The following is a 12,649-nucleotide window of genomic DNA, read 5'->3' as shown; positions in this document are numbered from 1 at the left end:
TAAACACGGTTTACAAGTTTTAAACCTCGGTTATTCAGTAGCATAATTTACAGTTTAATTTGTTCCAGCTCTTCTGAATTACTAAAATTTTTCTCGTTGTATTGTAGGGTCCATCCCATAGAATTAGTTAAGATATATATTTTTTGTAACTCGCTAATTAGCCTATTTTGGGCATTAGACCTTAAAGAAGACGCTTCTACTTTTTCTCGAATAGAGGTATCTATGCGGTTTCGGATTTTATTATGATCTGCCGCATCAAATTGGTTTAAATAATCCTGGGTCACATCATAGTATTTAATCTCGGGATTTATACTAATTTCTTCCTTCGGAATCTCAGTAATACGCACAATCTTATTCTCTTCATCAATCTCTGTTTTTAATTTACTAAGATCGTATGCAACTGTTACCGATGCATTCACAATAATTAGAGCTTTTTTTCGAGCTGAAAATATATCGAGATAAAACTTTTTAGAATTTTTATAAGAATACACCTGGGAGAAAGTACCCTCGGTAACAACCAGCTTACCAACATTTTTTATTTGTTGCTGCAACAAGGCCGTACTTTCTTCTAATTCATCTCTTTCCTGATTTTTATTTTCGCAATAACGAACCCCAAAAACAACCAGTAATACCAGGAAAGCACCAAAAAGAAAATTTTTCATGTATCAATTTTTTCTAAAGGTACAAAGATTGTGAATTTTGAGATTTTGGAAGAATACTTTAGCCCTATAAAATACTTATGGACGGCCCCACCCGTCCATAAGTTTTAAAAATTTCTAAAATCTACCCCAACAAATTCTAGAAAAGAATCAAGATGCCGATTAAAAAAAATGAACTTTTCAGCTCCTAATTTCCAATACTTTACACCTCAAATCTTAATTAAAAATACAAAATATTTCTATATAAAGTCAAAAAAGAAAAATTATTAAATATTATTTTTAATAGATTTTAATTAAAAATCCAAATGCGAATAGCGCTGTTTAAGCTTATAAATTTGTGCTTGTAATTTCTCCAGAAAACGGGAATGTGCTTTAGAATTAGGATTAAAGGGCCGATGCGCCAGACCATTCTGAACATTTTTCACCTCTTTTAAAACAGGCAAAGAAGTTTCTGAAAACCAGGCAATAATAAATTGCTCCCAAATATAATCTATAGCTACTCGTGAAGGGTGCAGCATATCTTCGGCATAAAACCTATAGTCCCTAAGCTCATCCATCATAAGCTCATACGAAGGGAAATAAGAATTTCCAACCTCAAATTCTTTACTCTCTATGATGCTATGAACGGCAGTAATTAAGTGTGCTTTGCTACGTTGATTTTCAACAAACCCATCCTTACTATGCCGCACTGGAGAAACCGTGAAAATTACTGCAACCTCAGGATTAATTTCTTTTAAAATCATAAGGGTACTACGCAATGATGCTTCAATTTCGCCAACTGATTGCAATTCTTTTCTGAATTCTTTTTGTGGGATTTTATGACAATTCGCTACCCTTTGCTTGCTTTCTAAATGATAATAACTCCACGCCGTCCCCAATGTAATTATCACATGAGAACTTTGTTGAAGGAAATCACGGGCATTTCCTAATGCTGAATTTAGGTTTTCTAATAACACATCGGCATCAGGATGGCTTAAAGACGAATGCGCATCAAAACAATGCCAACGTTCCTGATATTCAAAAATATCGCTCTTAGTATATGCTTCAGCTCTGTGAAGTTTTTGAAAAAAATTTGCAATAGCTATAGGGTGAAACAGAATACCCATCGGGTTCTGTAAATTCTGAAGCTTATAAAAATCCAGCTTTTTACCGATATTTTCCACAAAACAGGAGCCCACAAGAAAAACCTTAGACTTATAGTCTATTTTAGGTTCTGCCCTTGCTATAGGTATTTTAGTCCTGAATTCCATAGAATTATATAGAAGCTGTCTGAAAAGACTTTAAATCTATTATCCTAAACCTACTCGCTCTATCAGGTAGTTTTTTAAACACCTAACCTACCAAACATATTAAAGGTTGGAACAGATTAAGATTGGCGAAAATAGACTTTTCAGACAGTCACATATTTTATTTTAAATAGGCTTGCGCTTCTTGCAACGCCTCTTTTATCCCCTCGGGCTTCTTACCGCCGGCAGTTGCAAAAAACGGCTGGCCACCGCCACCCCCCTGAATATATTTCCCAAGGGCTTTTACAATTTTCCCGGCATGTAGATCTTTTTCTTTCACCAAATCTTTAGAGATATAGCAACTTAAAAGCGCTTTCCCCTGTTGCTCGGTCCCGAATAAAAGAAATAGGTTTTCAAATTCGTTGCCAAGCTGGAAAGCCAGGTCTTTAATGCCCCCGGCATCTAAATCTACTTGTTTAGCAAGAAAATTCACCCCATTAATTTCTGAGATTTCAGATTTTAATTCGGTTTTTAGGTTTTTGGCTTTATCTTTTAACAAAGACTCTATCTGCTTTTTTAGAGCCACATTTTCGTGCTGTAAAGTACTTACCGCTTTAACCGGATCTTTAGCGTTTTTCAATTCGGCCTTTATTTGTTCCAAAACCTCATCCTGGTTAGCAAAATAATCTTTTACAGCTTCCCCGGTAATAGCTTCAATTCTACGTATACCGGAAGCCACAGCACCTTCAGCAGTAATTTTAAAATACCATATTTCTGAAGTGTTTTTTACATGGGTACCTCCGCAAAGCTCCATAGACTCGCCAAAACGAATAGCTCTAACCGCATCCCCATATTTTTCACCAAAAAGCGCCAAAGCCCCCTTTTCTACTGCTTCTTTAAATGGGATATTCCTATGTTCTTCTAATGGCAATTGCTCGCTAATACGATTATTCACCAGTTTCTCTACCTGTTCAAGCTCCTCCTTATTTACCTTGCTGAAATGAGAAAAATCAAAACGCAAATAATCTCCTTTAACCAAAGAACCTTTTTGTTCTACGTGGGTTCCCAAAACTTCCCGAAGAGCCTGATGTAATAAGTGTGTAGCAGTATGGTTGGCAGCAGTGGCTTCCCTGTTTTTTGCGTTTACAACTGCTTTAAGTTTAACATTAGGGTTTTTAGGAAGAGATTTAGCAAAATGCACAATTAAATTGTTCTCTTTTTTAGTATCGGTAATGTTGATCTTGTTGTTTTTATCATCTACCAGGAAACCTTTATCTCCAACCTGGCCACCGCCTTCAGGGTAAAAAGGAGTTTGTGTAAGTACAATTTGAAACAATGTACCTTTTTTGCTTTCCACTTTTCGGTAGCGGGCAATTTGAGTTTCTGTTTCCAGATGGTCATAGCCCACAAATGCTTCGGCATTTACCGGGTTTAATTCCTCCCAATCTCCGGCTGTAACCTGGGTTGCCGCACGAGATCTATCTTTTTGTTTTTTAAGCTGAATTTCAAATTCTTTTTGATCAAGATCAAATCCGCGTTCTCGTAAAATAAGAGCGGTTAAATCTATAGGAAAGCCAAAAGTATCGTAAAGCTCAAATGCTTTTTCACCTGAAACAGTTTTTCCTTTTGTTTCTGAAATTATATGCTCCAGTAAAACCAAGCCCTGATCCAATGTTCTTAAAAAAGACTGTTCTTCTTCCCTAATAACATTTTCACATAAAGTTTTTTGAGATTTAAGTTCGGGGAAAGCCTCACCCATTTGCTTGCTTAAAACATCTACCAATTTATAAATAAATGGCTCTTTAGTGTCTAAAAACGTAAAACCATAACGAATAGCACGTCTTAGAATTCTTCTAATCACATAACCTGCACCTGTGTTTGAAGGTAGCTGCCCATCGGCAATAGAAAAAGCTACAGCTCTTACATGATCTGCAATTACCCTAATAGCGATATCTATTTTTTCAGATTTCCCATAGGCGGCTTTAGTAATTTTTTCGATTTCAGCAATTAGGGGGGTAAAAACATCGGTATCGTAATTAGATTGTTTTCCCTGCAATACCATGCACAGCCTTTCAAAGCCCATTCCGGTATCAATATGCTTTGCAGGCAATTCTACCAGGGAACCATCGGCTTTTCTATTGTACTGCATAAAAACCAGGTTCCAAATCTCTACTACCTGCGGATGATCTTCGTTTACCAGCTCTTTTCCCGGTTTTTTAGCTTTTTCAGCTTCAGAACGAATATCTATATGAATTTCGGAACAAGGTCCGCAAGGCCCCTGCTCTCCCATTTCCCAGAAATTATCTTTTTTATCGCCATAGACAATTCGGTCTTCAGGAACAATTTCTTTCCAAAGATCAAGAGCCTCGGTATCCAGGCCTAATTTATCTTCTTTGCTTCCTTCAAAAACAGACACATAGAGATTTTCGGGAGCAATTTTAAAAACTTCGGTCAATAACTCCCAGGACCAATGTATAGCTTCTTTCTTAAAATAATCGCCAAAGCTCCAATTACCAAGCATTTCGAACATGGTATGGTGGTAGGTATCCATGCCCACTTCCTCCAAATCGTTATGTTTACCACTTACCCGTAAACATTTTTGGCTATCGGTAATACGAGGACTGGCAGGCTCGCTATTTCCTAAAAAATATTCCTTAAACTGCACCATCCCTGCATTGGTAAACATAAGGGTAGGGTCGTCCTTTAACACCATGGGTGCCGAAGGTACTATTTTGTGGGATTTGGACTTAAAAAATTGTAAAAACTGACTTCTTATTTCCTGAGATTTCATCTACTTAATCGAATCTAAAATTATTAATTGTGTTGGTGCTGCAACAATTTCTTATATTTGTTCGTTTACCAAACTTAACTTAGCATGGTAATTGCTTAGTATTGTTGGCAAAAATAGCATAAATTTGACTCATGTCGAAGGTTAAATATTATTACGATAGTGAGACGCAATCCTATAAAAAAATCGAGCGCCGAAAAGGCCGCCGCACAGGGATTGTATTGCTTAGTATTCTAGGGTCTTTCCTGGCCGGTTTTCTTTTACTGGTTATTTATTTAAACATTCCGCAAATTGAAACTCCAAAAGAAAAAGCTTTAAAACGCGAACTTCAAAACATGGAGCTTCAATATGGTTTGCTCAATAAAAAAATGACGCAAATCCAGAATGTACTCGCCAATATTGAGGATAGGGACAATAATATTTACCGGGTTTATTTTGAAGTCAACCCAATTCCCGAAGAGCAAAGACTTGCCGGTTTTGGTGGTATAAACCGCTATAAAGATCTGGAAGGTTTTGATAATTCTAAATTGATTATTGAAACCACAAAACGAATGGACATTCTAAGCAAGCAATTGGTGGTGCAATCTAAATCTTTAGATGAAATCGCCGAATTGGCAAAAGAAAAAGAGAGTTTATTATCTTCTATTCCTGCCATACAGCCTGTAAAGAATGAAGACCTGAGCAGAATTGCCTCCGGATACGGCTGGAGAACCGACCCCTTTACCAAAGTAAGAAAATTTCATCATGGGATGGATTTTACCGCTCCTCGTGGCACTCCTATTTATGCTACCGGGAATGGCCGTATAACCAGGGCCGACAACAGGTCTACCGGGTATGGAAACCATATAAGAATAGATCATGGCTATGGCTACACAAGCCTTTATGCCCATTTATACAAATATAATGTAAGGGTTGGCCAGCGTGTAAAGCGGGGTGACATTATTGGTTATATAGGAAGTACCGGCAGGTCTCAGGCGCCACACTTACACTATGAAATCTTTAAGGATGATAGGCGCATTAATCCTATTAACTTTTATTACGGCCATCTATCGCCCGAAGAATTTGACAAAGTTCTGGAAAAAGCACAACAAGAAAACCAATCGCTAGATTAATGCACCTTAACTTACCCGATAAAAGATATTATGGCATTGGCGAAGTTGCTGAAGCCTTTAAGGTAAACACCTCCTTAATTCGCTTTTGGGAAAAGGAATTTGATGTAATTAAACCCAAAAAAAACGCCAAGGGCAATCGTAAGTTCACTCCCGAAGATATTAAGAATTTAGAACTTATATATCACCTGGTTAAAGAACGCGGATTTACGCTAGAAGGTGCAAAAACACATTTAAAAGAAGAAAAACAAAAAACCCTTAGTAACTTCGAGATAATTCGGAAACTGGAAGGGGTAAAAGCTAAACTAATCAATCTTAAAAATCAGTTATAAAATGAAAAAATGGTTAATTCCTGTAATAGTTATTGTAGTTCTGGGTATTATAGTTTATAGCCTTACGGCTGGCGTGAATAACACCGCGGTAGAATACGAAGAAAGCGTTTTAAAGAATTGGGCCGATGTAGAAAATGCCTATCAGCGTAGAAGTGATCTTATCCCAAATTTGGTGAGTACCGTAGAAGGTTCAGCCGATTTTGAACGAGGAACACTTACCGACGTTATTGAAGCCCGTGCCAAAGCCACTTCGGTAAATGTAGATGCGGGGAATTTAGATGCGCAGCAAATTCAGCAATTCCAGCAGGCACAAGGCGGATTATCTTCAGCATTATCAAGGCTTTTAGTCTCGGTTGAAAGATATCCCGATATTAAATCGAATCAAAACTTTCTTCAATTACAATCGCAATTAGAAGGAACCGAAAACCGAATTAGCGTAGCCAGAAACCGGTACAACGAAGCGGTAAGACAATACAATACCTATATTAGAAAGTTCCCGAATAATATTTTTGCCGGAATGTTCGGATTTGAAAGAAAAGCGACTTTTGAAGCTGAAGAAGGTGCAGAAAACGCACCCGATGTTGAATTTGATTTTTAAAAACAATGAGTAAAGTTGAAGATTTTTTAAGCAAAGAAGACGAAGAGGAGATCATTGAAGCCATTAGAAAAGCAGAGAGCCATACCTCTGGCGAGGTAAGGGTTCACCTGGAAAAAACTACCGGCGAAAAAGATATTTTTGAGCGCGCTATGGAGGTTTTTCACCTTCTAAAGATGGATAATACCAAACATGATAATGGCGTGCTTATTTACGTTGCCGTAGAAGATCATAACTTTGTGATCTATGGCGACAAAGGCATTAACGACGTAGTTCCCGATAATTTTTGGGAAAGCACTAAAGATGCCATTGTAGATAAATTTAAAAAAGGAGAGTTTAAGCAAGGCCTGGTAAACGGAATTCTAACCGCAGGCCAGCAACTTAAAAAACACTTCCCGTGGAGTGAAGACACACGAGACGAACTCTCCAACGAAATTTCAAAAGGATAAATGCCACAATTCACCAAAAAATTCAAATTACTATTTCTGTTTTTCCTCGTTTTTTCGGGGTTCATCTATGCACAACGGGACATTCCGCCTAAACCGGCAGAAGAAACCAGTGTTTATGATGGAGCTGATATTTTATCTGTCTCAGAAGAAAATCAGTTAGAGCAGAAGTTAATTAACTATGCTGATACTACCTCTACCCAAATTGTAATTGCCACAATAAAATCTTTACAAGGTGAGTATGAAGGCGTATACGCTGCAGAATGGGCTCAGGAATGGGGTATAGGACAAAGTGAAAAGGATAATGGCCTATTGATACTGGTTGCCGAAAACGATCGTAAAATTTGGATCACAACCGGTTACGGGCTTGAAGAGTATATGACCGATGCCCGTAGTAAACAAATAATTGAACAGGTAATTCTCCCTCAATTTAGAAACGGGAGCTATTACAATGGTCTTGATGCCGGAACTACCGCAATTTTCCAGGTATTATCGGGCACTTTTAAAGGCACACCGCAATCCCGAAATTCAGAAAGAGGCTTTCCGCTTCAGGGAATTGTTATGCTAATCATTTTTGTGATCATTATTATTTCGTTTTTTAAACGACGTGGCGGTGGCGGTAGAAATGGTGGCCGTAGAAGCGCAGGAGATACTTTTCTAGACGCTATTATCTTAAGCTCTCTTGGGCGTGGCACTTTTGGCGGAGGCAGCTCCGGTGGAGGTTTTGGCGGCGGAGGCGGCTTTGGTGGCGGTTTCGGCGGCGGAGGCTTCGGCGGCGGCGGTGCCGGTGGAAGCTGGTAATTTCCAGTTTGCAGTAATTAAGTAAGCAGTTAGCAGTAAAACGGTGTCAGTTTTCGATTTCCAGTTTAAATGATTTTTTGATCTAACCGAGTTTATTTTAAAAAGCATACGGGTCCTCCCCTTATTTTCAAGGGGAGGTGGCCACAGGCCGGAGGGGTTATTTTCCCAAAAAATCAATTAGAATGTGAAACCTCCCCTTTCTTCAGCTCTGCTGAATTCATCCCCTTCTTGCAAGGAGGGGAGCAAATATCAAGGTAAATTAATGCTACCTTCTTCCTCTCTTATTATTTGGATCTTTTCCGCCAAACTTGCTGATTTTATACGTAAAGCTAAGCATAAAGTATTGTTCCAAAACAAGCTGCTGGGTATCCTGAATAAAGTCGTCTCCAGTAAATCTACGTGTGGCTATATTTTGATCCAGCAAGTCAAAAACCTTTACTTTTAGTACACCGTCTTCCCCAAAAATCTCATAGCCTAAACTGGCATTCCACAGGTAAAAAGAATTCTGAAATCCCGGCGAGGCATTACCAATAGTTTGGTAGGAGATATCGCTACCTATCACAAATTTTTCAGGCCAAAAGGAAGTCAGCGCCAGGGAAATATTTTGATTCTTATAATTCTCTTCCCTATTATTAAAACTGTATTCAGCATCTACAAACTCGATACTGTAAAAAGGTTCTATAGTCACCAAATCCCTAAAGTTATACTCCAGGTTTAAACTTGGCGTAAAGCGTAAGCTCTTGGAAGAATAACGCTGTTCGTTTGTAAAGCCTATATTTTTATCGAAATTACCGTAAAGTCCGGTTTTGACTTTTATAGAACTTTCTTTCTGCAACTCAAATGTCTTGTCCAGGGTACCTCCTCCATAATAATTATAAGCACCATCTACATTTGTATAGGTAGTGGTTCTCACTAAATCCTGATCTATAGAGCTTCTACTAACCACTTTATTATTAATAAAATTCGCTCCCAAATAAACATAAAAGCCAGAGCGTGTTTTAAAATCGAAATTATTAAAATTAAGGTGTAACCTATTTCTTAAAGCGGGGCGTAGGTTTGGGTTACCGGTAATAATATTTAGAGGGTTTATGGTATTGGTTACAGGCTGCAATTGTGAAAGTGACGGAGTTTCCCAGGAGTTCCGGTAATTAAAATAAATAGATTTACCCTGTGATAAATTAAATCTAAAATAAGCATTAGCAAACAGATTTTCGTAGGTATTATCTATGCTTGTTTCGGTAAAAAGGTCTTTATTTTTTAATCGAATACTTTGAAAACCACTCGAAACATGTGCCCTTAACTTATCGCTATTATAGGCAAGTCCCAAACTGGGACGATGCTCAAAAGATTCTGAAACAAAATCGTTACTCAATTCATCATCTAACAAGGTGTAACTTCCTTCATCATCCCCATCATAAACCAGGCGCTCATTACGACCATTTCTTTTATCGAAATTATAGCTTACATCCAATTTTAAGCCCCCGGTAATTGGTATACGGGTATTAACATTTATTCCATAATTATTATCGGTATTTTCTTCAGAAATTAATTGATCCTGCACATCGGTTCTTTCTAATTCTCCTTGCTGATTATAAATCTCTCTTTCCGAGAAGAAATTATTATCCTGAGACCTGTTATTATTCTGATTATTAAAACCTAAACTGTAGTAACCTCCATTTTCACCGAATTTACGGGTAAAGTATAATCGATTAGAAAAATTCACACTATGCACTTCAGAATAATTATCGGTTAAAGCAGTGTTTATAGGCGTACCGTTTTCCTCTATCGATTCTGTAAAGGATTGATTGGAAGAGCGACCGTTATTAGTATTAATATTTGGTCTCACCGAAATCCTGGTAAGCGTGTCTGGTTGAATTTCAAACCCTAAACTAAACCTATGATTGTTATTAAGACGCTGCCCACTAGATTCTGAATTGTTAAAGAACCTTCTATCAGGTAAAATATTTTCTCTTTGAGTCTTACTTTCAGTAATATTATCGGCACGGCTATAAAAATAATTCGAGGAAAGCTCGGTTTCTTGTGGCCACTCATTTACGAAGTTAAAGCCGGCATTATCAGACCTGGTAATGCCACTTCCGCTACCAAAATTATTTCCGTTTACACTAAAACTACCCCCACGACTTCTGGAAATAGAATAAGCATTTCGCCCCATGGAGTCATAAATCTCATCAAAAGAAAAACCCGAAGAATTTATATTGTTGGAACTCGCTAAGAGACTTACCCGTAAATCATCTTTAAAATAATTACCTATTCCGCTTAATTCATAGCGCTCGTTGGTTCCGCCACCGGCGGTAAGTCTGGAGAAAAATCCACGATTTTTATCTTCATCTATGGTTATATTGATAGTTTTATTTTCGGCATCCCCTTCTTTTCCTGTAAATTCCTCAGATTTGGTTTTACTATCTACCACCTGTAATTTATTAATCAATTCTTTCGGAAGGTTTTTAGTAGCAATTTTAGGGTCGTCCCCAAAAAACTCTTTTCCATTTACCTTAATTTGTGAAACCGGGGTTCCATTAACCGTGATACTACCATCGGTAGCTACTTCCACACCCGGAAGTTCTTTCAACAATTCTTCAAGATTTGCATCTTTACGAGTTTTAAAAGAGGCGGCGTTAAATTCAAGGGTATCTTTTTTAATCGTTACCGGAGCGCGAGAGGAAGTGATTGTTATTTCATCTAATGCATTATCGGCTATTTGCATCTTTATAGTACCCAAATTGAGTTTTTCACCAATTTCTACTGTTTGGCTATAAGTTTTAAAACCCGCATAAGAAACAAGTAGCTTGGCGATTTCAAGCTTCTCATTACCGGCAAGTTGAAAAGTCCCCGAATTATCTGAAATTGTATAAGTAACCAAACTACTATCTACAGGTTTTTCCAGGTATACCGTTGCAGATTCTAACGGTTCCCCCTGCGGTCCTGTTACTTTACCATTAATTTCGAAATTTTGGGCCGTTAAGTTCCCTGCCAGAATAAGCAAGGCAAAAGAAAAGAAAAATCTCATGTAGAATTTGGGTGTTAAACTATGAATAAATTGAGGAAATAAATATCACCTCACTAACTATATTGATAGTTAGACTCCTAATTTATCACATAGTTTAACGGAAAACTTATTTTTTCCTAAAATACACCGAAATTGGCACTCCTGTTAGGTCAAACTCATTCCTTAACTTATTCTCTATAAATCGTTTATAAGGATCTCGAACATATTGAGGAAGATTACAGAAAAAAGCAAATTGTGGTTGTGGAGTAGGCAATTGCGTACAAAACTTAATTTTCACGTATTTACCTTTATAAGCCGGCGGCGGGTTTTGCTCAATTATTGGCAGCATCACATCGTTAAGCTCACGGGTTTTAATTTTTTTACTGCGATTCTCAAAAACTTTTACTGCAGTCTCTATGGCTTTAAAAATACGTTGTTTGGTGAGAACAGACATAAAGATTACAGGAACATCGGTAAAAGGTTCTATTTCACGCTTAATCATGGCTTCAAATTCTTTCATGGTATTGGTCTTTTTATCTTCAACCAAATCCCATTTATTAACCAAAATCACGATTCCTTTTCGGTTTCTTTGCGCCAGCCAGAAAATATTCTGAACCTGCCCATCAAAACCCCTTGTGGCATCTAAGATTAACAAACATACATCTGAATTTTCTATAGCCCTAACCGATCGCATTACCGAGTAAAACTCAAGGTCCTCTTTCACCTTTGACTTTCTTCTAATCCCGGCGGTATCTACCAGGTTAAACTCAAATCCAAACCTGTTATACCGTGTATCCATAGCATCTCGGGTAGTTCCCGCAATGTCTGTTACAATATAACGTTCTTCCCCAATTAATGCATTTATAAAAGACGATTTCCCTGCGTTGGGACGGCCCACCACGGCAAACCTTGGCAATTCTGTTTCTTCTTCGGCTTCGTTTACCGGTAAGGCTGCAATTAATGCATCCAATAAATCTCCTGTACCACTACCATTTGTACTGGCAATAGGAAAATACTCTCCCAAGCCTAAGGAATAAAATTCTACAGCATTTTCAAGCCTTTTGTTATTGTCTACCTTGTTAACAGCCAAAAGAACCGGCTTATCTACTTTTCTAAGTAATTGCGCCACATCTTCATCCATAGGAGTTACACCACTTTCTACATCTACCATAAAAATAATAGCATCAGCTTCTTCTATAGCTAGCTCAACCTGTCTGTCTATTTCGGCTTCAAAAATATCATCGCTTCCCACCACATAACCTCCGGTATCTATAAGGGAAAAATTTCGACCATTCCAATCTGATTTTCCATAATGGCGATCGCGAGTTACCCCACTAACCGAATCTACAATCGCCTCACGGCGTTGAATTAACCTATTGAAAAAGGTAGATTTCCCAACATTTGGTCTTCCTACAATGGCTACGATATTGCCCATAATATTTATCTTTAATACCTCCTTGAGGTTTTATTTCCTGAATATATTCAGAAAACAAATGATTCTAAAACTATAAGACTCATTCTACCAAGTACGCTATACATCGTCTTTAATTTATTTCAGAGTCTACCCCTATTTTTCATCGGGAATCTAATTTCTTAAAAATCAAAAAGATAATAGAATCTGAAACAAGTTTGGCTTGACGAAAACATGACTTTTCTGAAGGCCTTTTTTATTTGTTTGCAAAATTA

General features: G+C 37.7%; 10 protein-coding genes. 5 read left to right on the top strand and 5 right to left on the bottom strand.

From position 1 onward, the window contains the following. Nucleotides 1-47: 47 nt before the first annotated feature. The 3 genes from I6U50_RS05170 to alaS all read right to left on the bottom strand — a co-directional run bounded on the left by I6U50_RS05170 (nucleotide 48) and on the right by alaS (nucleotide 4,676). A complete protein-coding gene (locus I6U50_RS05170; protein ID WP_193712362.1) occupies nucleotides 48-662 on the bottom strand; it encodes a DUF4230 domain-containing protein in 615 nt (204 codons plus the stop codon). Nucleotides 663-952: 290 nt separating this feature from the next. Then, nucleotides 953-1,909, bottom strand: a complete 957-nt coding sequence (locus I6U50_RS05165; RefSeq protein ID WP_198638082.1) for a GSCFA domain-containing protein — start codon at nucleotides 1,907-1,909, stop codon at nucleotides 953-955. A gap of 157 nt (nucleotides 1,910-2,066) precedes the next feature. Next, complete coding sequence (alaS, locus tag I6U50_RS05160; RefSeq protein WP_198638081.1) at nucleotides 2,067-4,676, bottom strand: alanine--tRNA ligase; 2,610 nt, start codon at nucleotides 4,674-4,676, stop codon at nucleotides 2,067-2,069. Nucleotides 4,677-4,807: 131 nt separating this feature from the next. On the opposite strand from alaS, the gene I6U50_RS05155 reads away from it, so the two are divergent. The 5 genes from I6U50_RS05155 to I6U50_RS05135 are packed head-to-tail and all read left to right on the top strand — an operon-like array spanning nucleotide 4,808 to nucleotide 7,956. Then, on the top strand, nucleotides 4,808-5,785 hold the full coding sequence (locus I6U50_RS05155) for a M23 family metallopeptidase (protein ID WP_193712359.1): 978 nt from the start codon (nucleotides 4,808-4,810) through the stop codon (nucleotides 5,783-5,785). After that, nucleotides 5,785-6,114, top strand: a complete 330-nt coding sequence (locus tag I6U50_RS05150) for a MerR family transcriptional regulator (protein ID WP_079722071.1) — start codon at nucleotides 5,785-5,787, stop codon at nucleotides 6,112-6,114. Before I6U50_RS05155 ends, I6U50_RS05150 begins: the two co-directional genes overlap by 1 nt. Nucleotide 6,115: 1 nt before the next feature. After that, nucleotides 6,116-6,712 carry a LemA family protein gene (locus I6U50_RS05145; protein WP_193712358.1) on the top strand — a complete coding sequence of 199 codons (597 nt, stop codon included), beginning with the start codon at nucleotides 6,116-6,118 and terminating at the stop codon, nucleotides 6,710-6,712. A gap of 5 nt (nucleotides 6,713-6,717) precedes the next feature. Next, nucleotides 6,718-7,158 (top strand): TPM domain-containing protein, encoded by a 441-nt coding sequence (locus I6U50_RS05140; RefSeq protein ID WP_193712357.1) that lies wholly within the window; start codon nucleotides 6,718-6,720, stop codon nucleotides 7,156-7,158. Beyond that, complete coding sequence (locus I6U50_RS05135; RefSeq protein ID WP_198638080.1) at nucleotides 7,159-7,956, top strand: TPM domain-containing protein; 798 nt, start codon at nucleotides 7,159-7,161, stop codon at nucleotides 7,954-7,956. A gap of 265 nt (nucleotides 7,957-8,221) precedes the next feature. Here the strand turns inward: I6U50_RS05135 and I6U50_RS05130 are convergent, their stop codons facing one another. Next, nucleotides 8,222-10,984, bottom strand: a complete 2,763-nt coding sequence (locus I6U50_RS05130) for a TonB-dependent receptor (RefSeq protein WP_198638079.1) — start codon at nucleotides 10,982-10,984, stop codon at nucleotides 8,222-8,224. Between the two features lie 106 nt (nucleotides 10,985-11,090). Further along, nucleotides 11,091-12,398 carry a ribosome biogenesis GTPase Der gene (gene der / locus I6U50_RS05125; RefSeq protein ID WP_193712354.1) on the bottom strand — a complete coding sequence of 436 codons (1,308 nt, stop codon included), beginning with the start codon at nucleotides 12,396-12,398 and terminating at the stop codon, nucleotides 11,091-11,093. Nucleotides 12,399-12,649: the final 251 nt, after the last annotated feature.

Source organism: Salegentibacter maritimus (assembly GCF_016236975.1).
In the GTDB taxonomy this organism is placed as follows: domain Bacteria; phylum Bacteroidota; class Bacteroidia; order Flavobacteriales; family Flavobacteriaceae; genus Salegentibacter; species Salegentibacter maritimus.
This window is presented reverse-complemented; position numbering and strand designations above follow the sequence as displayed.

Coding starts and splice junctions, on each gene's coding strand:
- I6U50_RS05170 (WP_193712362.1), bottom strand. CDS start 662: ATGAAAAATTTTCTTTTTGGTGCTTTCCTGGTATTACTGGTTGTTTTT.
- I6U50_RS05165 (WP_198638082.1), bottom strand. CDS start 1,909: ATGGAATTCAGGACTAAAATACCTATAGCAAGGGCAGAACCTAAAATA.
- alaS (WP_198638081.1), bottom strand. CDS start 4,676: ATGAAATCTCAGGAAATAAGAAGTCAGTTTTTACAATTTTTTAAGTCC.
- I6U50_RS05155 (WP_193712359.1), top strand. CDS start 4,808: ATGTCGAAGGTTAAATATTATTACGATAGTGAGACGCAATCCTATAAA.
- I6U50_RS05150 (WP_079722071.1), top strand. CDS start 5,785: ATGCACCTTAACTTACCCGATAAAAGATATTATGGCATTGGCGAAGTT.
- I6U50_RS05145 (WP_193712358.1), top strand. CDS start 6,116: ATGAAAAAATGGTTAATTCCTGTAATAGTTATTGTAGTTCTGGGTATT.
- I6U50_RS05140 (WP_193712357.1), top strand. CDS start 6,718: ATGAGTAAAGTTGAAGATTTTTTAAGCAAAGAAGACGAAGAGGAGATC.
- I6U50_RS05135 (WP_198638080.1), top strand. CDS start 7,159: ATGCCACAATTCACCAAAAAATTCAAATTACTATTTCTGTTTTTCCTC.
- I6U50_RS05130 (WP_198638079.1), bottom strand. CDS start 10,984: ATGAGATTTTTCTTTTCTTTTGCCTTGCTTATTCTGGCAGGGAACTTA.
- der (WP_193712354.1), bottom strand. CDS start 12,398: ATGGGCAATATCGTAGCCATTGTAGGAAGACCAAATGTTGGGAAATCT.